The following is a 24,679-nucleotide window of genomic DNA, read 5'->3' as shown; positions in this document are numbered from 1 at the left end:
TCCTGACAGTGTGGCGGATGATCCGCTTCCCGGCACGCGCCGCGAGCCGCGACGCCGGGATCAGCCGGTCGTCTTGCGCGCGCCCGCCCTCCCGGCGCGGGGCGCGGTGGCGCGGGCAGCGGTGACGCGGGCGGCGGTGGCCCGGGCCGGCGCCTTGCGCGCGGTGACCGTGACCGTCTTGGCCGGCGCCTTGGCGGCGGTGGTCCGCTTCGCCGGGACCTTCTTCACGGCCGCCTTGCGGGCGGTGGCCGACGACGTCGCGGTCGCCTTCTTCGCCGGGGCCTTCTTCGCCGCCGCCTTGCGGGCACCGCCGGTGGGCCGGGTCGCGGCCGTCGTGCGGGCCGCCGTCGTCTTCGTGGCGGGGGCCTTCCTGGCCGGGGCCTTCGCCGCCGTGGCGGTCTTCCTCGCCGCCGTCGTGGCGGTCTTCTTCGCCACCGAGGTGACCTTGCGGGCGGCGGCGCCCGTCCTGGCGGGAGCCTTCTTCGCCGGCGCGGTGGTCTTCTTCGCCGCGGTGGCGGCCTTCGTCGCCGCCTTCTTCGCCGGGGCCTTCTTCGCCGCGGCCGTCGTCCGCTTCGCCGCTGCCGTCGTCGTCCGCTTCGCCGCGGTGGGCGCCTTCTTCGCGGCGGCAGCCGTGGTCTTCTTCGCGGCGGCCGTGGTCTTCTTCGCCGTGGTGGCGGCCGTCGTCGCCGCCTTCTTCGCGGGGGCCTTCCTCGCCGCGGTGGCCGTCGTCTTCTTCGCGGCGGCCGTGGTCTTCTTCGCGGGGGCCCGCCCGGCGCCGCCGGCGGCCTTGCTGGCCGGCGCCTTCTTCGCCGCGGTGGTCGGCCGCGCGGTCCGGGTCGCGCCCGCGGAGCGCTCCGCCGCGGCGGTCTTCCTGGCGGGCGTACGTCTGGCGGCCGGGCGGGTGGTGGCCTGCTGTGCTTCGGCCATCTCGGTTCCCTCCTTGGGGACGTGCTCTCGCCCTCGCGGAGCACGGGGTACCTCGACGCGGGCCGTCCCGCGCCGCCTATCTGTCCTCCCCGGCCCAGCGGGCGTCCTCGGCGTCCCACGCTTCGTTGCGCTCCCGCACCAACTGCAGGGCGTTCTCCGCGTCGGCGGCTGAGGCGTACGGCCCGAGAACGTGCTTGGCGGGGCACACGTCGGCATCGGTCTCGACCCGGTGGTGGCGGGTGCACCAGTAGTAGTGCGCACCGCTTCCGCTGTCGCTCATGGGATCACTGTGCACCGCGAACCACCCGCCCGCCACCGGAACACCACAAGTCGCCGGCCTTCTCCACAGTAGACGTGGCTCCGGCCGCGGGGGCGGGAACTGCGAAAACAGGGCGTTCGGGCCCTTCGGGGCCACCCAACGGGGCCCCGACGGGGCAGCCGCGGGCGCGCCGCTGTCGCACAATCCCCCCGTGCGACGCGGGGGAGGAACATCGGTGTGGCTGCGGCGCGGGCTGGCCGTCACGGTGCTGGCGGCCGTGCTGGCGACGATCGGTGTGGTCGCCGGGCTGCCGCTGCTGCGGGACCGGTCGCAGCAGCGGCTGGAGCAGCGGACGGAGCGGGAGGTGACCGCGACCGCGCAGCTCGTCCGCGCACGGCTGCTCGCCGACCCCGGGGCAGGGGAGTCGACGCTGCGGCAGGCGGCCGGCTCGGTGGCCGGGGTCGAGGTACTGACGGTGCGCAGCGACGGGCCGGCGTCCGCCCCGGCGGTCCGGCTGGTGTTCCGGGTCCGGGTGACCAAGACGGCGGCGTCCGTCTTCGGCTGGCAGCAGGCCGACGCGTCGGCCTGCTTCGCGCAGGTCGTGCACGCCGAGGCCGGCCCGGCCGCCCTCGAACGGCTGTCCTGCCCGGACTGACCCGCCCGCACGCCACAGGTGCGGTCAACGCCGCCGCCCGACGGCACCCGGGGCGGGCATCGGCTGAACAGCCGGTTCCGGTGGACGGTGACCGTCGGCAGGATCGGGCGTCGTGATCGACACGACGTCCGGCACGCGGACGTGCCCCGGATGCGGCGCCGCCACGGTGTCGCTGGCCGAGGCCGTCCCCTGGTGCGCCGGCTGCGAGTGGAACCTCGACGCGTACGACGGCCGGCGGCGTGACCGCGAGTTCGGCTGGGCGTGGGTGGACCGGTGGACCTACCGGCTAGCGTTCCGGATGACCCGCAGCCAGTACGCCCGCCTGGTCGGGCGCCCGCTCGGCGCGAACGGGCGGGGTGGCGCCGCGCTGCTGACCGCGGCGGCGTCGCTGGTGCTGATCGGCGCGGTGGTCGCGCTCGCGGTCACCGGGGTCCTGCTGGTCGTGGCGTTCCCCTTCCCGAGCCTGTCCGTACTGCTCGGTGTGGCGCTGCTCGGCCTGGCCGTCGCGCTGCGGCCCCGGTTCGGCCGGCTCGACCCGGACCTGGAGGTGCTCACCCGGGAGCGGGCGCCGGAGCTGCACGCCCTCGTCGACGAGGTGGCGGCGGCGGTGGGCGCGCCCGTCCCGGACGTCGTCGGGGTAGACGGCGACCTGAACGCGTACGCGGGTCTGGTCGGGGTGCGCAGGCGGCGGGTGCTTTGCCTGGGGCTGCCGTTCTTCGGCGTGCTCGGCCCGCAGGAGCGGGTGGCGCTGCTCGGCCACGAGCTGGGTCACTTCGTCAACGGCGACCCCCGCCGGATGTTGCTCAGCCAGCCCGCCTTCACCATGCTCGGCTCGGCGGCGGACCTGGTCCGACCGGTGGACACCGTGTCCTCCGGCGGTCTGGTGGAGATGGCCGGCGAGGCGCTGGGCAAGGCGTTCGGCTGGGTGCTGTCCCGGCTGCTGTTCGGCGCGCACCTGGTCCTGGTCAGCATCGCGCTGCGGGACAGCCAGCGCGCCGAGTACCTGGCCGACGAGATGTCCGCCCGGGCCGCCGGGACGGCGGGCGCGGTCGGCCTGCTGGACGTGATGCTCGCGATGGAGTCGACGGCGCTCGCCGTACGCCGGGAGTCGCGGGCCGGGCACGGCGCGGACCGGTGGCGGACGGCGGCGGCCGAGGCCCGCGCGGCGGCCGAGGAGCGGCTGCCGCTGCTGCGCCAGCTCTCCGTCCGCGACGAGGTGTCGCTCTTCTCCTCGCACCCGCCCGCCGGGCTGCGGCGGCGGATGATGGAGAGCCGGCCCGCGCACGAGGCGACGGTGGTGCTCACCGAGGACCGGATGGCGCGCATCGACGCCGAGCTGGCGAAGGAGTACGCCCGGGTCGCCCGGGAGATCAGCTGGGCGGGGTGACGCGGGGCGGGCCGCCGGCCGGAATGCGGGTTAGGGTCGCCGGGTGGGCGCATCGGACTACATCCTGAGGATCCGGGAGCACGTCGGCCACAGCCTGCTCTGGTTGCCGAGCGTCAGCGCGGTGGTCCGCAACGACGCCGGCGAGCTGCTGCTCGGCAAGCGCGCCGACGACGGGCGCTGGTCGGTGGTCAGCGGCGTCGTCGAGCCCGGCGAGCAGCCGGCCACGGCCGTGGTCCGCGAGGTGCGGGAGGAGACCGGCCTGCACGTGGAGCCGGTGCGGCTGAGCAGCGTCCTCACCCACCCGCACACCTATCCCAACGGCGACCGCTGCGAATACCTGAACCTCGGCTTCGAGTGCCGGCTGCTGACCGGCACCGCCCGGGTCAACGACGACGAGTCGGTGTCCGTGGAGTGGTTCCCGCCGCACCGGCTGCCCGAACTGGACCGGCACGCCCGGCTGGTCCTCGCGTACGCCCTCGGTGCCGACCAGGCCGCCTGGTTCCTGCCCGCCGGCACGGTGTGGACCGAGTCCGATGACTGACCTCGACCCGGCCCTGCGTCGCTACCTCGCCGACCTGGTCGCCGCCGCCCGCGACGTCCTCGGCGACGACCTCGTCGGGGCGTACGCGGCCGGCTCGGTGGGGCTGGGCGCGTACCAGCCGGGGCGCAGCGACGTCGACGTGGCGCTGGTCTGCGCGGACGCCCTCGACCTGGCGCGCAGGCACGAACTGGTGGCGCGGCTGCGGCACGAGGCCCTGCCGTGCCCCGCGCGCGGGCTGGAACTGGTCGTCTACCGCCGGGCGGTCGCCGCCTCCGGCACGCCGGAGCCCGGTTTCGAGGTCGAGCTGAACACCGGAGCGCGGATGGCGTTCCGGGCCACCTGGGCCGCCACCGACCGGCCGGCCGGGGACGGCCTGTTCTGGTACGGCCTGGACCGCAGCATCCTGCACCAGTGCGGGCACGCCCTGCTCGGGCCGCCGGCCGCCGAGACCTTCGCCGACCTCTCCCCCGCCGACCTGCGCCGCCTGCTGACGGACGCGCTGCGCTGGTGGCTGGCCCTGCCGACCCCGCCGGGCGACGGTCCCGCCCCCGGGGCCGAGGACGCGGTGCTCGGCGCCTGCCGGTCCCTGGTGAAGGTCCGCCACGGCGTCTGGCTGTCGAAGGCCGACGCCGGCCGCCGGCTGATCGCCGACGGCTGGCCGGCGGACCCGACCGCCGGAGCCTGGCCGAACGACCCCGCCGTCGGCCCGGCCGCCGCTCCGGCCCGCGACGGCGGGCCCGCCGACCTGGTCGCGCGGTCGATCGCCGCGCAGGCGGGCGGGCCGCCGCCGAGCGGGCCGGAGGCACGGGCCTTCCAGCGCCGCGTCCTGGCCGAGATCAGCGGCTGACCGGCTCCACCGGGATCCACAGCTCCGCCTCCGCCTCGGCGCCGTCCGCCGAGATCCGGGTACGGGAGATCTCCGGCCCCGGCCGGCTGCGGTACGGGTTGGACGGGAACCACTGGGTGAACACGTCCCGCCACAGGTACTGCACCGCCTGCGGGAACGCCCCGGAGGTCTCGAAGACCGCCCAGGTGCCCGCCGGCACCGTGACCGCGTCCAGGTCCTCCGGCGCGTCGGCGCCCGTCACCACGCCGTGCCAGTAGTCCAGCTCGGTGCCCTCCGCGCGGCCGTCGGCCACGTTGTCGCTGACGTTGACGATGCCCTGCGGCTCCTGGTCGGACAGTGCCTCGATCCGGCGTACCGTCTCCGGGTCGATGCCCCTGACGAAGGCGACGATCGCCGGGTTCATCCCCTCGTGCACGAGCGGTACCCGCGCCTTGCGGCCCACCAGCCGGAACTCCTCCTTGCGTACGATCCGGTATCGCATGCTGCTGCTCCCTTCGACGACGAGTCGGAAGGACATCCGGGGCTGGGAGCGCAACGCCGCCCCCGTACGCCGGGCCTCGCCGGGCCCCACGCCGTGCACGGCCTGGAACGCCCGGGCAAACGCCTCGGTGGAGCTGTAGCCGTAGCGGACGGCGATGTCGAGCAGCGTCCGCTCCCCCGCCAGCACCTCCGCGCCCGCGACCGTGAGCCGCCGGCGGCGGATGTACTCGGACAGGCCGACGCCCGCCAGCGCGGAGAAGATCCGCCGGAAGTGGTACTCCGACGTCACCGCGATCCGCGCCAGCTCGGCCACCTCGATCGGCTGGTCGAGGTGCCGCTCGATGTGCTCCATGGCCTGGTTGAGCCGTTCCAGCACCCGGTTCTCCTTCCCTGTTCCCAGCAGCAACGCTAGGCGCGCGGGAGGGTGCCCGACCCGACATGCTGTGCCCGGTGCGGTCGGGTGAGCGCCGTCAGGGCCAGGACGGTGTGGGGGCGAGGAGGGTGGGTCGCGCCGTCGGCGGCTCGTCGCGAGGGCCGGCAGGCGCGGTGCGAGCCCGATGATCGTCGTCCCGGCCCCGGCCGTGGTGCAGACAGGAAACTCCGGGCACCGGATGCCGATGCCCGGAGTTCCTGCCGTACCGGTCAGACCTGGGCGCCCGCCCTGCGGCGGATCCGGCTGGCCCCGATCAGGAGACCGCCGGCGGCCAGCAGGCCGCCCGCCAGGGAGAGGGCCGGAGCGGTGTTGTCGCCGGTGACCGGCAGCTCCTTGTCGTCGTCCTTGCCGTCGTGCCGGTGGTCGTACTTGCCCCCGCGGATGCAGACGGTGACGGTGACCGGGTCGGAGACCACCTTCCTGCCGTAGTAGGTGCCGGTCGCCCGGGCCGTGTTGACCACCTTGCCGGCCTTCACGTCGTCCTTGTCGACCACGTACGGCTTGTCGGCGTGGCAGTCGGTCTTCGTGCCGGGCGCCAGCGTGTTGCTGTTGCACACCACCTTGCCGGCGGTCGGGTCCTCGACGCCGACGTTGGTGATGGTGGCCGTGCCGGTGTTTTCCACCCGGTAGGTGTAGAAAATCTTGTCGCCCTTGGCGGCATAGCCGTCGTTCTCACACTTCTTGCTGCAGTCCGACTCGACCCGGGCCTTCTTGTCAATCGACAGGCTGACCTGCTGCGGCCTGGTGTGGACGGTGAACGTCGCCTCGTTGGACTCCACCTCCTGCCTGTCGAACCATCCACTCGCCCGGGCGGTGTTGACGATCTTGCCGTCCTTCACGTCGGCCTTCGTGACGGTGTAGGTGCCGGTGCAGGTGGTGCTCTCCTTGGGCTTGAGCGATGTGTCTTCGCAGGTGATGTCGGCGACCGTGTCGTCGTCGACGCTGATGTACGTGATCGGGCGCTTCGTACCCTTGCTCTTGTTCGTCACCGTATAGGTGTAGATGATCTCGTCACCGGCCTTGACGTCCTTTGCCGGGTCCGCGGTCTTGGTCAGGTGCAGCTTCGGGTCCGACGACGGCACGTGCCCCTGGTCGGCCGGCGCCGCGGCGGCCGGCGAGCCACTCGCGAGCAGCAGGGCACCCGACAGCAGCGCGAACGCGGTCAGCGGCGCGTAGATGCCGCCCCGCCTGCGCGGCGTGGAGGTCTTCCTCATGTAATCCCCCGTGGTATGGATGGTTGACACCGGGGGCAACGAGGAGTAAAAGGGCACGTCACGCCAGACTGCCCGGAATCCCTCACAAGGTGGAATTGCATCATTTTCGTCTCGCGGGCAACCAGGCGGTGACGCTTCTGGTCGCCGGAGGAGGCGTCGTCGCGCACCGAAGGTCGATGCGGTTCCGCACGACAGTGCGGGTGCGTTGGTCGGGCAGCGAGCACGGCCAGGCCGCCGCGCTACTCACCGTGCAGCCCGCCGGCGGCGGGGTGCGAGGCCAACATGTCGGGCCTGCCGGGCGACAGCTCGGCTACCCGGGTGACCCCCTGACGAACCGGGCGCCCCCAGGGCGTCGAGGCGCCTCCGGGGCGTCGAACGCGGACCAATGATGACCACCAACACCCATAGGCAGCCTGACATACGCGCAGGTCGCAGCCTTGATCGAGGCTGCGACCTGGTGGGCGACGGACGAGTCGACCTGTACGCCGGATTCTGTGACCGGCACGCGCCCGAAGGCACGCGCCGGCGGCGGCCATCCATCTCGGCCTACCGTCGCCGGCAGGCTCCAGCGGCCTACCCGCAGACATCGGGCGGGCAGCCCTCAAGCGTCTGCGCGGGTCGTCATCCTGCGATGACGGCCCTTTCTTGGCCTTGCTCCGGGTGGGGTTTACCGAGCCACCCCGGTCACCCGGGGTGCTGGTGGGCTCTTACCCCACCGTTTCACCCTTACCGTCCCCGATGGGGTCGGCGGTCTGTTTTCTGTGGCACTGTCCCGCGGGTCACCCCGGGTTGCCGTTAGCAACCACCCTGCCCTGTGGAGTCCGGACGTTCCTCGGCGGCGGGCCGGAGCCCGCCGACGCGACCGCCCGGTCGACTCGTCCGTCGCGCACTCATCCTAACGACGCGCACCCCGCGTCTATTGCCGCCCCTTCCGGGAATAGGCGTCCACCACCCCGGGACACAGCGACCGGCGGCCGGGCAGGCGGCGTACTAGCCTCTGGGGACCATGGACCTCTCCGACGTCGCGCTGCTGCTCACCGCCGGTCTCGCCGCGGGCACGGTCAACGCGGTGGCCGGCGGGGGCTCGCTCATCACGTTCCCGGCGATGATCGCCGTGGGCCTGCCGCCGGTGCCGGCGAACGTGAGCAACTCGGTGGCCGTCTTCCCCGGGTACGTGGCGAGCGTGGCGGGCAGCCGGCAGGACCTGCCGCGCGGGCGGGCGCTGGCCACGCTCCTGCCCACCACGATCGTCGGCACGGTCGCCGGCGCGCTGCTGCTGCTGGCGACCCCGGCCAGGGCGTTCGAACTGGTCGTACCCTTCCTTGTGCTCGGGGCGACGGCGGTGCTCGCCTTCCAGGACCCGCTGCGCCGGCTGGTCGGGCATCCGCGCGACCTGTCGCCGCGCCGCCGTACGGTCAGCGTGCAGGCCATGGTCGCGGTCGGCGCGGTGTACGGCGGCTACTTCGGCGCCGCGCTCGGGGTGATGCTGGTCGCCGGCCTGGCCCTGGTGCTGGACGCGACGCTGGCCCGGGTCAGCGCGATCAAGAACCTGCTCTCCGCCGCGGTCGGGTTGACCACGCTCGTGGTGTTCGCGCTGTTCGGCCCGGTGAACTGGGCGGCGGTCGCGTTGGTCGCCCCGGCGACGCTGGTCGGTGGGTACGCCGGTGCCCGGATCGTCCGCCGGCTGCCGCCGGTGGTGCTCAAGACCCTGATCGTGGTCTTCGGCTCGGTGATCGGCCTCTACCTGCTCTCGCGCGCCCTGCGCTGACCCGGCGCGCCCCTGGAGCGACGAGACCCCCCGGGGTCACCCGGGCCAGCGCGGGCAGGGACGTCGGTTCAGTACGCCTCGCCGACCGGCTCCTCCGGCGCGCGCTCGGCGTCGGCGGCGGCCCGGTTCCAGCGGGACCAGAGCACCCGCTCGCCGTGGCCGGCGGCCATCGCGTGCGCGCAGCCGAGATACACCAGCGCACCGGCCGCGAGCACTGCGGCGCCGACCCGGAACGGCAGGGCGAGGGAGTGCTCGGCGAGCTTGCCGGAGAGGATCGGCGCGGGCGCGGCGGCGCCCCAGCGGACCAGGTTGAACGCGCCGGTGGCGAGCCGCCGGTCGCCGCCGCCCAGGCCGAGCGCCAGGTCGGTGAGGTTGGCGTTGGCCAGCCCCATGAACAGGCCGGAGACGACGAGCACCACCAGCGACTGCGTGGTGCTGCCCGAGGTGGCGAACAGGACCATGCAGACCAGCAGGCCGGCGATCGCGACGCCGACGGTCTGCACGGCGCCGATCCGGTGCGCGAGCCGGTGGCCGAGCAGCAGGATGCCGACGGCCAGGCCGATGCCCCAGCCGGTGAAGGCGAGCCCGAGCGGGATGACGTCCAGGTGCAGGAACAGCGGTGTGTAGCCGAGGACGACGAAGAAGACGAAGTTGTAGGCGGCGGTGACGACGCAGAGCGCGACGAACGCCGGCCGCCGGTAGGTGGCGAAGATCTGGCCCACCCGTACGGGCGGCTGCCGGTCTGCCGGCTCGCGCAGCCGGCGGGCGGCGACGGCGAGCGCGAGGACCATGAAGACGCCGCAGACGAAGAACGGCAGCCGCCAGCTGACCCCGCCGAGCAGGCCGCCGAGCAGCGGGCCGACGGCGAAGCCGAGGCCGAGCGCGGTCTCGAAGAGCCCGACCACCCACTCCCGGTCGACGGCGAGGCTGACCAGCACCACCATGGCCGTGGCGAAGAACATCGCGTTGCCCAGCCCCCAGAAGCCGCGCAGCACGGAGAGCTGCACGATGTCGCCGCTGAACGAGGCGAGGATCGCGGCGACGCCGACGATCGAGACCCCGGCGACGAGGACGGGCTTGAAGCCGAACCGGCCGCTGGCCAGCGTGGCGGGGATCATGCCGAGGGCCATCACCGCGATGTACGCGGTGAAGAGCAGCTCCACCTGCCAGTGGGTGACGCCGATGGCCTCGCCGATGGCGGGCAGGATCGGGTCGACGACGGCGATGCCGGAGATGGCGAGGAAGGCCACCAGCACGGTGGCGTAGATGGCACTGCGGTTCGGTTCGGAACGCCGATCCACTCCGCCTCCCAGATAGCTGTATCGTACAGGTAGTTTTCCTGTACTATACAGCCATGGCGGACGACCGGACCACGGAGAGCGAGGACGACGTCCTCGGCCGGATCGAGACCGAGGTGGCGCTGCTGATGCGGCTCGGCGAGGCCACCCGGCGGGGCACCGGCAACGCCGAGCACCGGCTGCTCGACCGCGCGGCGTACGTCATCCTGCGCCACCTGGACCGCGCCGGCCCGCAGAACGTCTCCGCGCTCGCCGCCCGGCTCGAACTCGACGGTTCCACCGTCACCCGGCAGGTCTCGGCGATGCAGCGCGACGGGCTGATCGTGCGCGAGCCCGATCCCACCGACGGGCGCGGCACGGTGGTCTCCCCCACCCCGACCGGCCTGCAACGCGTGGCCGCCGTCCGGGCCGCCCGAGCCCGGCTCTACGGCACCATCCTCGCCGACTGGCACCCCGACGACCGGCGGACCCTGGCCGAGATGCTGCACCGGCTCAACCAGTCCCTGGAGTCCCGCCCCCGCCGCTGAGCGGGCGGCGCCCGCCGCGTCGGCGTGCCGGCGCGGCCCGCCGGGCACCCGCCGCGCGCCGGCACCCGGACGCGCGTCGCCCCCGGGCCGGTCACGACCCGGGGGCGAACGGACTGCGCGAGCCGCTCAGGCGACCGGTTCCGGGGCGGCGTCGGCGTCCCGGCCCCCACCTGGCACGACCCGCGGGTCGCCCTCGTCGGCGAAGTAGTCGTCCGGCGTGGTGCCGTCGCCGCCGTCGCGCACCCTCGCCGCCCGCAGCACCACCGTCAGCAGCGCCGCCACCGCCAGGTTGACCAGCACGGCCACGATCCCGACGTAGATCGTCTTCGGGGTGTCGAAGCCGAAGTCGGCCAGCGGGAACGCCGAGCCGCCGAAGTGCTTGCGCCCGGTGGCCGCGTTGGGGATCTGGTAGAGCATCCACATGCCCAGCCCCATGCCGGCGACCCAGCCGGCGATGAGCGCGCCACGGTGGAACCAGCGGGTGTAGAGGCCCAGCGCCACCGCCGGCAGCGTCTGGAGGATGATCACGCCGCCGATGAGCTGGAGGTCGATGGAGAACTGCGGGTCGAGGAAGACGATGCAGGCCACCGCCCCGACCTTCACGACCAGCGAGGTGATCTTCGATACGTTCGCCTCCTGGGCCGGGGAGGCGTCCCGCTTCAGGTACTCCTTGTAGATGTTGCGGGTGAACAGGTTCGCCGCCGCGATCGACATGATCGCCGCCGGCACCAGCGCGCCGATCCCGATGGCCGCGTACGCGACGCCCGCGAACCAGTCAGGGAACTGCTGGTCGAACAGGACCGGCACCACGGTGTTGCTGTCCACACTCCCTTCCTTCGCCCCGGGCAGCGGCTTCACCCCGGCGGCGATGGCCATGAAGCCGAGCAGCGCGATCAGCCCGAGCAGCAGGCTGTACGCGGGCAGCGCCGACATGTTCCGCTTGATGACGTCCCGGTTCCGGCTGGCCAGCACGCCGGTGATGCTGTGCGGGTAGAGGAACAGCGCCAGCGCCGAGCCGAACGCCAGCGTGACGTACTGGAGCTGGTTGTTGGCGCCCAGCAGCACCCCGTCGTTCGGGTTCGGCGACGCGTCGAACTTCGCGTCGGCGGCGTCGAAGATCTCGCCCCAGCCGCCGAGCTTGTACGGCAGCCAGATGACCGCCACCAGGATCACGATGTAGATCAGCGTGTCCTTGACGAACGCGATCAGCGCGGGGGCACGCAGCCCGGACTGGTAGGTGTACGCGGCCAGGATCGCGAACGCGACGATGATCGGCAGGTGCCGGGCCAGGGCGCTCTCGCCGGTGACCCCCATCGTCTTGAGCACCGCCTCGATGCCGACCAGTTGCAGCGCGATGTAGGGCATCGTGGCCACGATGCCGGTGATCGCCACCAGCAGCGCCAGCACCGGGGAGTCGAACCGGCTGCGGACGAAGTCCGCCGGGGTGACGAAGCCGTGCCGGTGCGAGACGGACCAGAGCCGGCACAGCACCAGGAACACCATCGGATAGATCACGATGGTGTACGGAACGGCGAAGAACCCGGCCGCGCCGGCCCCGAACATCAGCGCCGGCACCGCCACGAAGGTGTACGCCGTGTAGAGGTCACCGCCGACCAGGAACCAGGTGATCCAGCCGCCGAAGTTGCGCCCGCCCAGCCCCCACTCGTCGAGGTGGGCCATGTCCTTCGGGGCGCGCCACCGGGCAGCCACGAACCCCATCCCGCTGACCAGCAGGAACAGCAGCGAGAAGACGATGATCTCGGTGAGGTGGTCCTGCCACATCAGCGCCCACCCCGCTTCTTCGTCATCTGGTACACCAGCGTCGTGGTGGCCACGCCGAGCAGGATGTAGGCGAGCTGGAGCCAGTAGAAGCGCGGGAAGCCGAGGAACCGGGGCGAGTCGCCGTTGAAGAACACCGGGATCAGCGGGACCACGATCGGGATGAAGAGCAACCAGTTCCAGGGGCTCTTGTCCTTCGCCCGGGTCGACGCGGTCACCCGCGCCTCCGGATCCGGGGCGGCCGGTTCGGGTGCGGCCATCTGACACACCTCCGGGTGGTCGTGGATCGTCATGTGACGGCCGGAGGTTACGGCCGTGTGACCGCCATCACGTTCAGCCCGAGGACGCTGCTGCGCCGAACGGTTGATCCGCTGCGCCAAATGGTGGGCCACCGATTGCCAACTGGACCTGGCACCATGCCCTGATGCCGACCTTCTCGTCGTACGACGGCACCACCCTCGCCTACCACCGACTCGGCCAGGGCCGGCCGCTGGTCTGCCTGCCAGGTGGCCCGGCCCAGGCGTCGCGCTACCTCGGCGACCTCGGCGGCCTGTCCGCCAGCCGGACGCTGCTGCTGCTCGACAGCCGGGGCAGCGGCGACTCGGCGGTACCGGCGGACCCGGCCAGCTACCGCTGCGACCGGATCGTCGACGACGTCGAGGCGCTCCGCGCCCACCTGGGGCTGGACCGGATGGACCTCCTCGCCCACTCGGCCGGCGCGAGCGTCGCGCTGCTGTACGCCACCCGCTACCCGCACCGCCTTCGCCGGCTGGTGCTGGTCACGCCGAGCCTGCGCCTGCTGCTCACCGCACCGCTCGGAATGGCGCAGGCGCACGCCCGCCGCGCCGACGAACCGTGGTACGCCGAGGCGACGTCGGCGATGGAGTCCTGGGGCAAGGCGACGACGCGCGGCGCCGACGACACGGAGATCAGCCCGCTGCGGCTCGCCGCCGCCCCGTTCTTGTACGGCGAGTGGACCGACCGGGCCCGCGCCCACGCCGCCGAGCAGGAGAAGGACCGGGCACCCGCCCCGGCCGCCGGCTTCTACGCCGGGATCGACGTCGACCGCGCCGCCCTGCGCGCGGCCCTGGCCGACGTGGCGGTGCCGACCCTGGTCGTGGCCGGCGCGCTCGACGCCGCGCCGGCGCCGGAGGCCGTCGACGAGCTGACCGGGATCCTGCCGAAAGCCGATCTGGTGATGCTGCCGCGCTCCAGCCACGTCCCGTTCGTCGACGAGCCCGAGGCGTTCGCGACGGCCGTGGAACGGTTCCTCGCCGGCTGACTCAGTCGGCGGGAAGGTGGGCGGTGTCGTTGACCGTGCGCACGGCGACGCCGCCGTCGGGCCACATGTCCAGCACCGAGATGCCGGCGGCGTCCAGGAAGAGCCGGTGCAGGAACCCGTCGCCGGCCGCGAGCGCGTCACGCAGCACCAGCTTGATCGGCGAGACGTGCGAGACCACCACGACGGTCTCCCCGGGGTACGCGCGGCACAGCCCGTCGACCGCGCGACGGCAGCGCTCGGCGACGTCGGTGAACGACTCCCCGTCGGGCGGGGCCACCCGCGTGGAGGCGAGCCAGGCGTCCATCTCCCCCGGCCACTCCTCGCGGACCTCGGCGAAGGTACGCCCCTCCCAGGCCCCGAAGTCGCACTCGACGAGGTCGTCCTCCCGACGGACCGGCACCCCGCCGAGCGCCCCGGCGATCGCCTCCGCGGTCTGCGTACACCGGGACAGGGGCGAGCTGACCACGGCCGCGACGGACGGGGCCAGCTCGGCCACCCGGGCGGCCGTGGCCCGGGCCTGGGCCCGACCCCGCTCGGACAGCGGCACGTCGCCGCGGCCGGAGTAGCGGCGCTGTTCGGTGTACGGGGTCTCGCCGTGCCGCACCAGGATCAGCCGGGTGGCGGTGAAGCTCGGCCGCGGCTCCCAGGAGGCGGGCGCGGTCGCCGGGTCGGTGCCGGTGGTCGCCGCCGAGGCGGCGCGGGCGGCCACCTCGCGGGCCCTCGCCCGGGCGGCCGAATCGGGGCCGGCGACCTCGCGCGGGGGCTCCACGACGCGCGGCGCCTCGACCCGGGCCGGGGCCGGGACGCGGCCCGCGGCGGCGGCGTCCATGGCGGCGTTGGCGAGGCCGTCGGCGTGCCGGTTGCGCTCCCGGGGGATCCAGCTGAACCGGACCGCCGCGAAGCGGTCCACCAGGCCGGCGGCCTGCGCGGCGAGCGGGCGCAGCCCCGGGTGCTTGGTCTGCCAGCGGCCGCACATCTGCTCGACCACCAGCTTCGAGTCCATCCTGGCCTCGACCTCGCTGGCGCCCAGCTCGGCGGCCGCCTCCAGCCCGGCGATCAGCCCCCGGTACTCGGCGACGTTGTTGGTGGCGACGCCGATCGACTCGCTCCGCTCGGCCAGCACCTCACCGGTGCCCGGGTCGCGGACCACCGCGCCGTAGCCGGCCGGGCCGGGGTTGCCCCGGGACCCGCCGTCGGCCTCGACGACGACCACGCGCGGCGCCACCGGCTACAGGCCGGACTCGTTGGTGCGGACCATGATGCGCCGGCACTCCTCGCAGCGGACGACCTCGTCCGGCGCCGCCTTGCGGATCCGGGCCAGGTCGGCACCCGAGAGGTCCAGCCGGCAGCCGCCGCACCGGCCGGCGGTGAGCAGCGCCGCGCCGAGCCCCGAGTCCTCGCGGATCTTGTCGTACAGCTGGACCAGGTCGGCCGGGAGGTCGACCGCGAGCGGCTGGCGGGCGCCGCGCTTGAACTCCTCCTCCTTGGCGATCTCGGCCAGGCGCTCGTCGCGGCGCCGCTCGGCGGCGTCCCGCTTCTCCCGGGCCTCGGCGAGCCGCTTCTCGACGCCGTCCAGCACGCCCTGGGCGGTCTCCCGCTGCTCCATCAGCTCCAGCTCGGCGTCCTCCAGGTCGCCCTGGCGGCGGTTGAGCGAGGCCAGTTCGTGCTGGAGGGCCTCCAGCTCCCGGGCCGGGCCGGTGCCGGCGGCCAGCCGGTCCTCGTTCTTGGACTTGCGGGCGCGCACCTGGTCGACGTCCTTCTCCAGCCGGGCGATGTCCCGGTCCAGGTCGTCGACCGCCACCTGGGCGCGGACCCGCTCGTCCTCCAGCGCGGACAGCTCCCGGGCCAGCGCCTCCAGCTCGGCCCGCTCCGGCAGCGTGCGGCGGCGGTGGGCGAGCTGGGCGAGGGTGGTGTCGATCGCCTGGAGGTCGAGCAGGCGGCGCTGGACCTGCGGGTCAGCCTTCACGGTCGGGGCTCCTTGTCGTCCACCGCGGGTGGGGCGGCGTGTACGGTCCACGGGTCGGTGTCCAGGTCGGACACCAGCGTCTCGACGCCCGTCGCCTCCCGCAGGATGGCGGCCAGGTCGTCCAGCCACGGTCGTTCGGTCGCCCAGTGGGCGGCGTCGAGCAGGGCCGGGCCGTCGGCGGCGAGGTGCTCGCCCGCCGGGTGGTGCCGCAGGTCGGCGGTGAGGAACGCGTCCACCCCGGCGGCGGTCGCGTCGGCGAGGAAAGCGTCCCCCGCGCCGCCGCTGACCGCGAGGGTTCGAACCATACGCCCGGGGTCCCCGGCGGCGCGAACTCCCCAGGCCGTGGCGGGCAGCACCGTGGCGGCGTGCCGGGTCAGCTCCGCCAGGGTCATCGGCTCCGGCAGCTCGCCGATCCGGCCGATTCCCCGGCCGGCGCCGTGGGCCGGCGAGCCGGGCGCGGGCCGGTGCAGCGGGCGCAGCCCGGTCAGCCCGAACCGGGCGGCGAGCGCGTCGGAGACCCCCGGGTCGGCCACGTCGGCGTTGGTGTGCGCGACGTACAGCGCCACGTCGGCCTTGATCAGCCGGTGGACGATCCGACCCTTGTAGGTCGTCGGAGCCACCGAGGAGACGCCGCGCAGCAGCAGCGGGTGGTGGGCGACGATCATGTCGACGCCGGCGTCGAGCGCCTCGGCGACCGTCTCGGGCACCACGTCGACCACGCAGAGGACCCGGCGCACCGGGGCGCACGGCTCGCCGAGCACCAGCCCGACCCGGTCCCACTCCTCGGCCCACGCCGGCGGGTAGCGCCGCTCCAGCTCGGCGACCACGTCGGAGACGGTCGGCGGGTCCGCGTTGGTGCTCACGGCGGGCCAGCTTACCGGCGCGGGCCGTGGCCGGGGGCGTCGCCCACCGACGCGACGGCGTGTCCCCGCCACTACCGGGCGCGCCAGGTGGTCCCTTGCTGACGTACAGCGTCAGCAAGGGACCACCTCCTTGCGCGTCAGGCGACGGGGCAGAGCCGGTCCCGGACGGCGGCCAGGCCCGTCGCCCACGGGAAGGCGTGCACGTGGCGCTCGCCGGTGCCGGGCGGGTGCAGCGGGACGACGTGGTCGCCGAAGAGCACGGTCACCCCCCACTCGGCGAGCCGGGCGATGCCGGCCCGGAAGGCCGGGTGGGCCGCCATCGCCGCGTTGGTGTACGGCACGGCCACCAGCGGCACCCCCAGTCCCTGCGCCTCGACCAGCAGCCCGAGGGCCAGCGTGTCGGTGATCCCGGCCGCCCACTTGTTGACCGTGTTGACCGTCGCCGGGCAGACGATCATCGCGTCCGCCGGCGGCAGCACGTCGAGGTCACCCGGGTTCTTGTAGTGGGTGCGGACCGGGTGCCCCGTCTGCCGGGCCAGCGCGGCCCGGTCGACGAACTTCGCGCCGTCCGGCGTGGTGACCACGCAGACGTCCCAGCCGTCCTGCTGGGCCAGCTCCACGAGCCGGCCGACGTGGCGGGCCAGCGGCGAACCGCAGGCGATGACGTAGAGCACCTCGCGGCGCTCGCTGCTCGGGTGCGGGCCGGTCATCAGGCCGGCTCCGCGCTCATACCCCTACTCCCATGTGCTCAGCCAACTCCGCAATCGGAGAAGGCGGCGCACCACGTGTGCGACGCAGGATGTCCGCCATCACCTCGTGGGCGATCGGCCGGCAGCGGATCTCCGACGGGGCGAGGCGGTCGCCGCGCAGCAGCATCTCGCCGGCGTTGGAGACGTCGCCGACCTGGGCGAAGCCCCGGGCGATGTCGAGCAGGTGGTGGGCCCGGCGCTCGGGCAGCAGCGCGTTGAACGTCGGCTCCTGGATCCGCTGCTGGTGGACCTCCACCGCGCGGCCCCCGTCGCCCAGCTCGACGGCGGCGGCTGCCCGGTGCAGCTCCAGGTTGGTCGGCCCGAACGAGGTCCAGTAGTGGTTGTGGTCGCCGCCCAGCAGGGTCGCCGCCTCCTGCGCGCCGTTGATCAGGTCGCCGACCGTGGCGGAGTCGCCGATCCGGGCGGCGGCCATCGCGCCCTGGAGCAGCAGCATCCCGTAGACCGAGAGGCGGGCCGGGGACGCCTCGTTGCTGCCGCCGGGGGCGAGCCGGTTGGCGATGGTGACGTTGAGTTCGAGGGCGGGGCGGGGCCGACCCATCGCCACCAGCGCGTTGCAGACCCGGGTGGTGGCGATGCCGGCCAGCAGCGGGTCGTCGGCGCGCTGGGCGACCGCCATCGAGCGGTCGGCGGCCAGCCAGGCCAGGTCGCACTCGCCCAGCTTCCGCAGCACCGACGAGGCGATCTGGTAGACCTGACCGAGCAGGTGGGCCGCCTCCCGGCCCTCGTCGCCGCCGTAGCCGGCGTCGGCGGCCTGGGCGTCGCGCAGCAGCTTCGGCAGCGCCCGGGTGAGCATCCCGTAGCGGCCGTACTGGTAGGTCAGCCAGGCGTGGTTGACGGCCTTGCGCATGTCGTCCAGCGGGGGCGGGTACGGCGCGGCGTCGAAGTACGCGCTCATCGAGTCGTACCGCTCCAGGGCCGCCCGGATCTCCTGCACCTCGACCTGGTCGATGCAGTTCAACGCGTCCGTACGCCGCTCCGGGTCCTTGCCGAGCAGCAGTTGCACGTCGACCTGGAGGATGTCGGCGATCTCGTAGAGGACGGAGAACTTGTCCAGCCGGCGCACCCCGCGCTCGACCTTGTCCACCCAGCTCTTCGACTTGCCCAGCCGGTCCGCGAAGACCTGCTGGGACATCTTGCGCCGCCCCCGCCAGTAGGCCACCCGCCGCCCTATGGGTAACTCGTCCATCTGCCCATCCCTCCCCTGTCCGAACCCGGCCGGCGGCCGGTCGACCCATCGCGGTTGCGGGCGCGCGGTACGCCTCAGGTTTCCGCTGGTCGCACAGCGTGTACGTCAGCCGTACAGCCAGTTCTCGTAGATTTCGTGCAAGTTGCATGAGCCGTTCGTCAGCTCAACGATCGCGGGTTACGGCAGTGACGGTGCTCGACATGCGACCTGGACGCCGACCGGGCGGCGAAGGGAGATGGCACATGTGGGGGAATGTCGGGCCGCGCGTCGTGCAACTGTCGCCCTTGGAGCGCGTACGGCTGCGTCGGGTGGCCGTGCGCTACGCGGCGCACGGCTGGGACGTCACCCCCGGCGCCTGCCTCGCCCGCAGCCGCTTCGTCTGCGGGCGCGCCGGTTGTCCGACGGTCGGCTGCCACCCGGCGCTGGAGAACTGGGAGCACGCGGCGAGCGCCGACCCGGCGCGGGTGGCAACCTGGTGGCGCACCCGGCCGCACGGCGTGCTGCTGCCCACCGGGCGGGCGTTCGACGTGCTGGAGGTCCCCACGCACCTCGGTCGGCACGTCCTGGACGCGGTGCAGACCCACCCGGCCGGCGTCGGCGTACGCGGGCCGGTGCTGGTGACCCCGACCGGCCGCTGGATGTTCCTGGTCCGCCCCGGTGATCCGCTCCGCCCCGAGTTGGACCACTGCTTCCACGTGGTCCGGCACGGCCCCGGCTCGTGGATCCCGGCCCCGCCGACCCGGCTGCCCGAGGGCACCGTCCGCTGGGCGGTCGCACCCGAGCAGGCCCGCTGGCAGTTGCCGGACTCCTACCTGGTGCAGAACGCCCTGATCGACGCCCTGCGGGCCACCGGCGTCACGCTCACCTCCGACCTCCTCCCCGGGCACCTGCCGCTCCCCCGCCGGGGCATGTGACCGCCTCCCCTCGACGGCCGCACGGAGCACCGGTTCCCGCCGAGCGCCTCGGACGCGACGGGCGCGACGCCGAAGCCCCGGTTCCCGCCGAGCGCCTCGGACGCGACGCCGGAGGGCCGGTGCTCGTTGAGCACGGCGACGGCGCGTCCGCGCCGGGAGCGGGGGGTTACATGTCCACCGACGACACCGCGCGTCAGCCGGGCGGGGCCGAGCCGCCGCCCCGCCACCACAATCCGCGCCGCCGCTGGGCGGCCACCCGCCCCGCCGGCTCCCGCCCGGGCCGCCCGCGCCCCGTCGGCTCCCGCCCGGCCACCACCCACCGCCCCTTCCGCTAGCCCACCCCACCCCCGCCCTGAGCCGCCCCAGCCCGGCCCGGCGATCTTGCGCTTTGTGCCCGGGCATACCGGCCATTCAGCGCGAAACGAGGGCCGAAACTGCAAGATCGCGCGAGCGAGCGGGGCGGGGGCGGGTCAGGGGTTTTGGGGAAGGCGGTGGAGCACGGCGCGGCGGGCAGGGGTTTCCACCCGCCCCGGCACGGACCTCCCGAGCAGGGCGTACGCGGCACGCCACGGGTCGGACGTAACGATTTCCGGTCAGCCGACGTTTGCCGCCGCGTTCAGTGGCACAGGCGAATTTGAGGTGCGGACAAGCGTGCCCTGAAGCGCCCGTTCCCCGGGCCCGGCACGCCGCCGCCCGCGCGGGCGGCAAAGTAGCACCAGGACGGGAGCGTGAGCCGCCGCCGCAGCGGGTATGCCGCCGAACCGCTGAACGCGTGAGGGGAAGGCACATGCTCAGCAAAGAGGATCAGCGCAGGTTCGAGCAGATCACCCGTCACCTCCGGGAGAGTGACCCGGCGTTCTTCGCCCGGCTCGACCACCGGGCCCGGGCCCGCCGGAGCCGGTGGCTGATGCTTCTGACCATCGTGCTGTGGGCCTCGCTCCCGGCGATGACCGTGCTGGCCGGCCGGCTGGCGGGGGCCATCTGCGCGGTGGTGCTGGTGGCCAACGCCGCACTCATGTGGCGGTTCCGCCGCCGCTGGCTTTGACCGGGCGACGACGGTCCCGACGGGCCGGCGATCCGCCGGCCGGCGCGGCCGTGCCGCGCCGCCGACACCGCGCAGGGTGACAACGGCCGGCGATCCGGCGGAGGGGAAGGACCTCCTCACCGGCCGAGCAGCCGGTACGCCCGCCGCAGCCGTTCGACCAGGCCGGGCCCGCCGATGGCGGGGGCCGGCGCGCCGAGCTGCCGCAGCAGCAGGTCGGGCCCGGTCGCCAGACTGGGCGGCCGGTCGGGCAGCGGGACGGGCGGCAGCCAGAACCGGTCGACCGACTCGGCCAGCGGCGCCGGCGGCAGGCCGGCGAGCGCCCGCGCGGCCCCGGCCGGCGGAGGGTCCACGGTGTCCCGCCGGTCGCCGGGGCCGCGCTGGTCCACGATGGACGGCCCGCCACCGGCATCGTGGCGCTGCCCGGCGGACGACCCGCCGGCATCGCGGGACTCCGGTGTGGACGGCCCAGGGCCGGCATCCCGGCGCTCCAGAGTGGGCGGACCGGAGGCGGCGTCGCCGCCCGACGGCACGGTGGACGGGCCGGCCGGCAGGTCGGCGGCGGCGGTCCCGGCCCGCAGGGCGCGCAGCCGGTCGAGCAGCTCGGCCCGACCCCGGCCCCGCCAGTGCAGCAGCTGGAACGGGTCGGCGTCGAACGCCTCGGCCAGCAGGTAGAAGGTGGCCGCGAGGTGCTTGCACGGCACGGCGAAGTCGGGGCAGCTGCACCGCTGGCGCAGCTCCGCCACGCCGGCCGGGAAGAGCGGGGCGCCGGCCGCCGCGAACAGCTCCTCCAGCTCCGGGGGCAGGTCGCCGGCGAGCAGCCGGGCGCTGAAGAACGCCTGGGCGGCCAGGTCCGCCTCGACGCGGGACCACAGCTCCGGCGGGAACGGGGTCAGCGCGATGCTCACCTCGTACGGCTGCGCGCGGGAGCCCTGCACCACGGCGCTGACGGTGCCCGGCGCGACGTCCAGGCGGACGACCTGGCCGGCCCGCGCGTACGACCGGCCGCGGGTCAGCCGGGTGCCGAGGGCGAACGACTCCAGCACCTCCAGGAAGCGCCGCGACCACCAGGACCGGCCGATGGCGCCCCGGGTACTGCGGGCCCGCAGCCCGCCGTCGACCCGGCGCGGCCGGCCGTAGTCGGCGAACCTGCCGGTCGCCCCGCCGTCGCGCTCGCGCTGCCCGCTCACTCCACCACCGCCCCGGCCTCCAGGGTGAACAGCTCGCGCAGCTGCGCGGTGGACAGCTCGGTGACCCACTGCTCCCCGGTGCCGACGACGGAGGCGGCCAGGCTCCGCTTGTCGGCGATCAGCGCCGCCACCTTCTCCTCCACCGTGCCGGCGCAGACGAACTTGCGGACCTGCACCCGGCGCCGCTGGCCGATCCGGAAGGCCCGGTCGGTGGCCTGGTCCTCGACGGCCGGGTTCCACCACCGGTCGACGTGCACCACGTGGTTGGCCTCGGTGAGGGTGAGCCCGGTGCCGCCGGCCTTGAGCGACAGCACGAAGATCGCCGGCCCGTCCGGGGACTGGAACCGGGTGACCATCGCGTCCCGGTCGGCCTTGCCGACGCCGCCGTGCAGGAAGAGCACCTCCCGGCCGAACCGGGCCGACAGGTGGCCGCGCAGCATGCCGCCGAACTCGGCGTACTGGGTGAACAGCAGGGCGCGCTCCCCCGCCGCCAGGACCTCGTCCAGGATCTCCTCCAGCCGGGCCAGCTTGCCGGAGCGGCCGTCCAGCGCCGACCCGTCACGCAGCAGTTGGGCCGGGTGGTTGCAGACCTGCTTGAGCCGGGTCATGGTGGCCAGCACCAGCCCGCGCCGCTCGATGCCGTCGCTGGACTCGATGCGGGCCAGCATGTCGTCGACCACCGCCCGGTAGAGCGACGCCTGCTCGGCGGTGAGGTTGCAGAGCACCTCCATCTCCAGCTTCTCGGGCAGGTCGGAGATGATCGAGGAGTCGGTCTTGAGCCGGCGCAGCACGAACGGGCCCGTGATCCGGCGCAACCGCTCGGCCGCCTCGGCGTCGCCGTGCCGCTCGATCGGCTCCGCGTACGCCTTCTTGAAGGTCGCCGCCGGGCCCAGCAGGCCCGGGTTGGCGAACTGCATGATCGACCAGAGGTCGGCCAGCCGGTTCTCCACCGGCGTGCCGGTCACAGCGATCCGGTGCCGGGCGGGCAGCGCCCGGACCGCCTCGGCCTGCCGGGTGGCCGCGTTCTTGATCGCCTGGGCCTCGTCGACCACCACCCGGTGCCAGTCGATGCCGGCCAGGTCGACCGCGTCCCGGGCCGCCACGGAGTAGGTGGTGACGACCAGGTCCGCCTCGTGCACGGCCGTCGCGAACGCCGTTCCCCGCGCCCGTTCCGCGCCGTGGTGCACGTGTACGCGCAGCTCCGGCGTGAACCGGGACGCCTCCCGCTGCCAGTTGCCCACCAGCGACATCGGGCAGACCAGCAGCGTCGGGCCGGCCTCCGGCGGGTCCTGCGCGAGCAGGGCGAGCAGTTGCACCGTCTTGCCGAGCCCCATGTCGTCGGCGAGCACCCCGCCGAGCCCGAGCGACTGCAGAAACGCCAACCAGGCCAGCCCCCGCCGCTGGTACGGCCGCAGCGTGCCGTGGAACCCGGGCGGCGGATCGAGCGGGGTGAGGCGCCGCTCCACCGCCCCGGCCAGCAGGTCGCCGAGCGCCCCGTCCGCGCTCACCTCCAGCACGGGCAGGGCGTCGGGCTGACCGCCGTCGGCCAGGCCCAGGCGGAGCAGGTCGGCGACGGTCAGCTCGCCGGAGGACCGGAGCAGCCGCAGGCCGGCCGCGAGGCGCTTCGGGTCCAGCTCCACCCACCGCCCGCGCAGCCGCACCAGCGGGGTCTTCAGCGCGGCCAGCGACGCCAACTCCTCGGCCGTCAGTGGCTGGTCGCCGAGGGCCACCTCCCAGCGGTAGTCGACCAGGGCGTCCAGCCCGACTCCGCCGCCTGCGGCGACGGTGCCGGGAGCGGTCCGGCTGCGGGCCTGCAACCGGGCGCCCAGCCGCGACGACGGGCGCCGCCACCAGGACGGCAGCAGCACGGCGAAGCCGGCGGCGTGCAGCACCGGTGCGCCCTCGCGGAGGAACCGGTGCGCGCCCTCGACGTCCAGCTCCAGCGCCTCCGGCGTCGCGGTGCGCAGGGCGGTGTCCAGCTCGGGCCAGAGCCGGCTGGCCCGGCCCAGCTCGGCGAGCAGGGTCTCCTGCGGGTCGTCCCGCCGGCCGGCCAGCCCGGCGACGGTCTCCGGCGCCCGCCAGACCTGCCCGGCGTCCACGTGCAGGCTCGGCTCGTCGGCCGCCTGGAGCCCGAACTCGACCCGCCACGTCCCGCTCGTCGCGACCGGTGCCGCCGGGTCGGCCGGCACCACGACGACCGGCTCGGCGATCTCGTCGGCGGGCGGCTCGACCAGGCGGAAGCTCGCCCGCACCGCACCGCCGGCCGCGTCGCGCTGCCAGGCGGCCAGCTCGGCACGGAGGGTCTCCAGCGCGGCCGGCTCGGCGGTGAAGTCCCGGACCGGTCCGGAGAGGGCGGCCAGCCAGGCCGGCACGGCGCCGTTCGGGCGTACGCCCCGGGCCAGCGCGGTCTCCGCGAGCGCCACCCGGACCGCGGCGTCCGTGAGCGCGTCGAGCGCGTCGGCGACCAGCTCACCCGGCCCGTCGTCGATGCCCGGCCCGTCGTCGCCGGTGGCGCCCGGGCGGGCCGGCGCGTCGGCGGCGGCGCGCGGGCGGGCCGGCGCGTCGGCGGTGGCGCGCGCGGCCGGCGGCAGGGCCAGCGCCAGCGCCCGCGCCCAGGCCGCGTCCGTGCCGGTCAGCAGGGGGCGCCACACCGCCCGGGCGGCGACCCGCACTTGTTGCTCGTCCACGGTGGACCAGTCGCCGCCCTGCGACGCGCGACGGCGCGTGCCGTCGTGGCCGGCTTTCCCCGACCTGCCCGCGCCCTCGGGCCGCCCGGTCGGCGCGGGGGCGCCGTCGGTGGAGCCCGCCGACGCCGGGGCGGCGAGGCCGGGCAGGACCCGGCCCCGGGCCGCCAGCTCGACCGCGAAGTCGGCCAGCTCGGCGAGGTGACGCAGGGTCGCGCCGGGCACGACGGCCAGCCCGTCGAGCCCGCGCAGCAGGGCCAGGGCGGCGTCCGGGGCGTACCGGAGGACGGGAACGCGCCACCCGGCGAGGGTGACCGGCCCACGGACCGGCTCCGCGACGGCGGTGCGGACCAGCTCCGGCGAGTCCAGCGGCGAGCCGGCCCGGGTGGGGAGGGTGAGCAGCGCCGTGCCGAGGTCGGCCGGATCGGCCGCCTCGGCCAGCGCGGCGGCCAGCGTCGGGTGGCCGGCCGCGAACGGGTGCGGCCGCTCCCGGGGCGCCCGGCCGGGGCGGCGTGGCGCGCGGGCCGGCAGCGTGCTGTCCTCGGCCCAGACGGCGAGCCCGACGCCCCACCGCCACACCCCGTGGACGACCAGCACGCGTCCCCCTCCTCGTGACGACTCGGCGAGGATATCGGGCCGGCCGCGACCCCGGCGCGCACGCCGTGCC

General features: G+C 74.7%; 24 protein-coding genes and 1 other RNA gene. 10 read left to right on the top strand and 15 right to left on the bottom strand.

What is annotated here, in order from left to right:
- Nucleotides 1-60: 60 nt before the first annotated feature.
- Both ABT006_RS18445 and ABT006_RS18440 read right to left on the bottom strand, forming a co-directional pair.
- A complete protein-coding gene (locus tag ABT006_RS18445) occupies nucleotides 61-927 on the bottom strand; it encodes a histone (RefSeq protein ID WP_502890999.1) in 867 nt (288 codons plus the stop codon).
- Nucleotides 928-1,003: 76 nt separating this feature from the next.
- Complete coding sequence (locus ABT006_RS18440) at nucleotides 1,004-1,207, bottom strand: hypothetical protein (RefSeq protein WP_350707829.1); 204 nt, start codon at nucleotides 1,205-1,207, stop codon at nucleotides 1,004-1,006.
- 190 nt (nucleotides 1,208-1,397) lie between these two features.
- Between ABT006_RS18440 and ABT006_RS18435 the strand changes: the two genes are divergently transcribed.
- The 4 genes from ABT006_RS18435 (at nucleotide 1,398) to ABT006_RS18420 (ending at nucleotide 4,616) form a co-directional block, all read left to right on the top strand.
- A complete protein-coding gene (locus ABT006_RS18435; protein WP_350707827.1) occupies nucleotides 1,398-1,841 on the top strand; it encodes a hypothetical protein in 444 nt (147 codons plus the stop codon).
- Nucleotides 1,842-1,953: 112 nt separating this feature from the next.
- Nucleotides 1,954-3,228: a M48 family metallopeptidase gene (locus ABT006_RS18430; RefSeq protein WP_350707825.1), complete on the top strand. Its 1,275-nt coding sequence runs from the start codon at nucleotides 1,954-1,956 to the stop codon at nucleotides 3,226-3,228.
- 43 nt (nucleotides 3,229-3,271) lie between these two features.
- Nucleotides 3,272-3,769, top strand: coding sequence for an NUDIX hydrolase (locus ABT006_RS18425; RefSeq protein WP_350707823.1), 498 nt, complete (start codon nucleotides 3,272-3,274; stop codon nucleotides 3,767-3,769).
- Nucleotides 3,762-4,616 carry a nucleotidyltransferase family protein gene (locus ABT006_RS18420; RefSeq protein ID WP_350707821.1) on the top strand — a complete coding sequence of 285 codons (855 nt, stop codon included), beginning with the start codon at nucleotides 3,762-3,764 and terminating at the stop codon, nucleotides 4,614-4,616. Before ABT006_RS18425 ends, ABT006_RS18420 begins: the two co-directional genes overlap by 8 nt.
- On the opposite strand, the gene ABT006_RS18415 is transcribed toward ABT006_RS18420, so the two are convergent.
- The 3 genes from ABT006_RS18415 to rnpB all read right to left on the bottom strand — a co-directional run bounded on the left by ABT006_RS18415 (nucleotide 4,606) and on the right by rnpB (nucleotide 7,621).
- Nucleotides 4,606-5,472: an AraC family transcriptional regulator gene (locus ABT006_RS18415; RefSeq protein WP_350707819.1), complete on the bottom strand. Its 867-nt coding sequence runs from the start codon at nucleotides 5,470-5,472 to the stop codon at nucleotides 4,606-4,608. The genes ABT006_RS18420 and ABT006_RS18415 overlap by 11 nt on opposite strands.
- Before the next feature lie 266 nt (nucleotides 5,473-5,738).
- Nucleotides 5,739-6,743 carry a CLIPPER-2 domain-containing protein gene (locus ABT006_RS18410; RefSeq protein WP_350707817.1) on the bottom strand — a complete coding sequence of 335 codons (1,005 nt, stop codon included), beginning with the start codon at nucleotides 6,741-6,743 and terminating at the stop codon, nucleotides 5,739-5,741.
- 465 nt (nucleotides 6,744-7,208) lie between these two features.
- Nucleotides 7,209-7,621: RNase P RNA component class A (gene rnpB, locus ABT006_RS18405), an RNA gene on the bottom strand.
- A 128-nt stretch (nucleotides 7,622-7,749) separates the two neighbouring features.
- Here rnpB and ABT006_RS18400 point away from each other — a divergent pair.
- Nucleotides 7,750-8,511 carry a sulfite exporter TauE/SafE family protein gene (locus ABT006_RS18400; RefSeq protein WP_350707816.1) on the top strand — a complete coding sequence of 254 codons (762 nt, stop codon included), beginning with the start codon at nucleotides 7,750-7,752 and terminating at the stop codon, nucleotides 8,509-8,511.
- 68 nt (nucleotides 8,512-8,579) lie between these two features.
- Here ABT006_RS18400 and ABT006_RS18395 read toward each other — a convergent pair whose 3' ends face one another.
- Nucleotides 8,580-9,812 (bottom strand): MFS transporter, encoded by a 1,233-nt coding sequence (locus ABT006_RS18395; protein WP_350707814.1) that lies wholly within the window; start codon nucleotides 9,810-9,812, stop codon nucleotides 8,580-8,582.
- Between the two features lie 53 nt (nucleotides 9,813-9,865).
- Between ABT006_RS18395 and ABT006_RS18390 the strand changes: the two genes are divergently transcribed.
- Nucleotides 9,866-10,336 carry a MarR family winged helix-turn-helix transcriptional regulator gene (locus ABT006_RS18390; protein ID WP_350707813.1) on the top strand — a complete coding sequence of 157 codons (471 nt, stop codon included), beginning with the start codon at nucleotides 9,866-9,868 and terminating at the stop codon, nucleotides 10,334-10,336.
- A 126-nt stretch (nucleotides 10,337-10,462) separates the two neighbouring features.
- On the opposite strand, the gene mctP is transcribed toward ABT006_RS18390, so the two are convergent.
- Entirely contained in the window at nucleotides 10,463-12,118 is a 1,656-nt protein-coding gene (gene mctP / locus ABT006_RS18385; protein ID WP_350707812.1) for a monocarboxylate uptake permease MctP, read from the bottom strand.
- Nucleotides 12,118-12,375 (bottom strand): DUF3311 domain-containing protein, encoded by a 258-nt coding sequence (locus tag ABT006_RS18380; protein WP_350707810.1) that lies wholly within the window; start codon nucleotides 12,373-12,375, stop codon nucleotides 12,118-12,120. The genes mctP and ABT006_RS18380 overlap by 1 nt, the downstream gene beginning before the upstream one ends.
- A gap of 164 nt (nucleotides 12,376-12,539) precedes the next feature.
- Here ABT006_RS18380 and ABT006_RS18375 point away from each other — a divergent pair, with 164 nt between their 5' ends.
- Nucleotides 12,540-13,397 (top strand): alpha/beta fold hydrolase, encoded by an 858-nt coding sequence (locus tag ABT006_RS18375; protein WP_350707808.1) that lies wholly within the window; start codon nucleotides 12,540-12,542, stop codon nucleotides 13,395-13,397.
- A gap of 1 nt (nucleotide 13,398) precedes the next feature.
- Here the strand turns inward: ABT006_RS18375 and ABT006_RS18370 are convergent, their stop codons facing one another.
- The 5 genes from ABT006_RS18370 to ABT006_RS18350 all read right to left on the bottom strand — a co-directional run bounded on the left by ABT006_RS18370 (nucleotide 13,399) and on the right by ABT006_RS18350 (nucleotide 18,182).
- Nucleotides 13,399-14,622: a bifunctional RNase H/acid phosphatase gene (locus ABT006_RS18370; RefSeq protein ID WP_350707806.1), complete on the bottom strand. Its 1,224-nt coding sequence runs from the start codon at nucleotides 14,620-14,622 to the stop codon at nucleotides 13,399-13,401.
- Nucleotides 14,623-14,625: 3 nt separating this feature from the next.
- Nucleotides 14,626-15,363, bottom strand: a complete 738-nt coding sequence (locus ABT006_RS18365) for a zinc ribbon domain-containing protein (protein WP_350707804.1) — start codon at nucleotides 15,361-15,363, stop codon at nucleotides 14,626-14,628.
- Complete coding sequence (locus ABT006_RS18360) at nucleotides 15,360-16,190, bottom strand: Nif3-like dinuclear metal center hexameric protein (RefSeq protein WP_350708021.1); 831 nt, start codon at nucleotides 16,188-16,190, stop codon at nucleotides 15,360-15,362. Before ABT006_RS18360 ends, ABT006_RS18365 begins: the two co-directional genes overlap by 4 nt.
- Before the next feature lie 173 nt (nucleotides 16,191-16,363).
- Nucleotides 16,364-16,936: a flavoprotein gene (locus ABT006_RS18355; protein ID WP_350707802.1), complete on the bottom strand. Its 573-nt coding sequence runs from the start codon at nucleotides 16,934-16,936 to the stop codon at nucleotides 16,364-16,366.
- Nucleotides 16,937-16,952: 16 nt separating this feature from the next.
- Nucleotides 16,953-18,182, bottom strand: coding sequence for a helix-turn-helix domain-containing protein (locus ABT006_RS18350; RefSeq protein ID WP_350707801.1), 1,230 nt, complete (start codon nucleotides 18,180-18,182; stop codon nucleotides 16,953-16,955).
- A gap of 242 nt (nucleotides 18,183-18,424) precedes the next feature.
- Here ABT006_RS18350 and ABT006_RS18345 point away from each other — a divergent pair, with 242 nt between their 5' ends.
- The 3 genes from ABT006_RS18345 to ABT006_RS18335 all read left to right on the top strand — a co-directional run bounded on the left by ABT006_RS18345 (nucleotide 18,425) and on the right by ABT006_RS18335 (nucleotide 20,141).
- Nucleotides 18,425-19,096 carry a bifunctional DNA primase/polymerase gene (locus tag ABT006_RS18345; RefSeq protein WP_350707799.1) on the top strand — a complete coding sequence of 224 codons (672 nt, stop codon included), beginning with the start codon at nucleotides 18,425-18,427 and terminating at the stop codon, nucleotides 19,094-19,096.
- 119 nt (nucleotides 19,097-19,215) lie between these two features.
- Nucleotides 19,216-19,431 carry a hypothetical protein gene (locus tag ABT006_RS18340; RefSeq protein WP_350707797.1) on the top strand — a complete coding sequence of 72 codons (216 nt, stop codon included), beginning with the start codon at nucleotides 19,216-19,218 and terminating at the stop codon, nucleotides 19,429-19,431.
- A gap of 452 nt (nucleotides 19,432-19,883) precedes the next feature.
- The gene (locus ABT006_RS18335) at nucleotides 19,884-20,141 is read left to right on the top strand and encodes a DUF3040 domain-containing protein (protein WP_111132775.1); all 258 of its coding nucleotides are present in this window, start codon (nucleotides 19,884-19,886) and stop codon (nucleotides 20,139-20,141) included.
- A gap of 116 nt (nucleotides 20,142-20,257) precedes the next feature.
- On the opposite strand, the gene ABT006_RS18330 is transcribed toward ABT006_RS18335, so the two are convergent.
- Nucleotides 20,258-21,328 (bottom strand): SWIM zinc finger family protein, encoded by a 1,071-nt coding sequence (locus ABT006_RS18330; RefSeq protein ID WP_350707796.1) that lies wholly within the window; start codon nucleotides 21,326-21,328, stop codon nucleotides 20,258-20,260.
- A complete protein-coding gene (locus ABT006_RS18325) occupies nucleotides 21,325-24,609 on the bottom strand; it encodes an SNF2-related protein (RefSeq protein ID WP_350707794.1) in 3,285 nt (1,094 codons plus the stop codon). Before ABT006_RS18325 ends, ABT006_RS18330 begins: the two co-directional genes overlap by 4 nt.
- Nucleotides 24,610-24,679: the final 70 nt, after the last annotated feature.

Source organism: Micromonospora sp. NPDC002717 (assembly GCF_040295705.1).
Classification (GTDB): Bacteria; Actinomycetota; Actinomycetes; order Mycobacteriales; family Micromonosporaceae; genus Micromonospora.
The sequence above is the reverse complement of the archived record's forward strand: the minus strand, read 5'-3'. Positions and strand labels throughout refer to the sequence as shown.

What these genes read in the sequence shown, in the direction of transcription:
- ABT006_RS18400 (WP_350707816.1), top strand. Translation starts at nt 7,750, where the DNA reads ATGGACCTCTCCGACGTCGCGCTGCTGCTCACCGCCGGTCTCGCCGCG.
- ABT006_RS18420 (WP_350707821.1), top strand. Translation starts at nt 3,762, where the DNA reads ATGACTGACCTCGACCCGGCCCTGCGTCGCTACCTCGCCGACCTGGTC.
- ABT006_RS18380 (WP_350707810.1), bottom strand. Translation starts at nt 12,375, where the DNA reads ATGGCCGCACCCGAACCGGCCGCCCCGGATCCGGAGGCGCGGGTGACC.
- ABT006_RS18345 (WP_350707799.1), top strand. Translation starts at nt 18,425, where the DNA reads ATGTGGGGGAATGTCGGGCCGCGCGTCGTGCAACTGTCGCCCTTGGAG.
- ABT006_RS18410 (WP_350707817.1), bottom strand. Translation starts at nt 6,743, where the DNA reads ATGAGGAAGACCTCCACGCCGCGCAGGCGGGGCGGCATCTACGCGCCG.
- ABT006_RS18355 (WP_350707802.1), bottom strand. Translation starts at nt 16,936, where the DNA reads ATGACCGGCCCGCACCCGAGCAGCGAGCGCCGCGAGGTGCTCTACGTC.
- ABT006_RS18445 (WP_502890999.1), bottom strand. Translation starts at nt 927, where the DNA reads ATGGCCGAAGCACAGCAGGCCACCACCCGCCCGGCCGCCAGACGTACG.
- mctP (WP_350707812.1), bottom strand. Translation starts at nt 12,118, where the DNA reads ATGTGGCAGGACCACCTCACCGAGATCATCGTCTTCTCGCTGCTGTTC.
- ABT006_RS18375 (WP_350707808.1), top strand. Translation starts at nt 12,540, where the DNA reads ATGCCGACCTTCTCGTCGTACGACGGCACCACCCTCGCCTACCACCGA.
- ABT006_RS18440 (WP_350707829.1), bottom strand. Translation starts at nt 1,207, where the DNA reads ATGAGCGACAGCGGAAGCGGTGCGCACTACTACTGGTGCACCCGCCAC.
- ABT006_RS18350 (WP_350707801.1), bottom strand. Translation starts at nt 18,182, where the DNA reads ATGGACGAGTTACCCATAGGGCGGCGGGTGGCCTACTGGCGGGGGCGG.
- ABT006_RS18390 (WP_350707813.1), top strand. Translation starts at nt 9,866, where the DNA reads ATGGCGGACGACCGGACCACGGAGAGCGAGGACGACGTCCTCGGCCGG.
- ABT006_RS18335 (WP_111132775.1), top strand. Translation starts at nt 19,884, where the DNA reads ATGCTCAGCAAAGAGGATCAGCGCAGGTTCGAGCAGATCACCCGTCAC.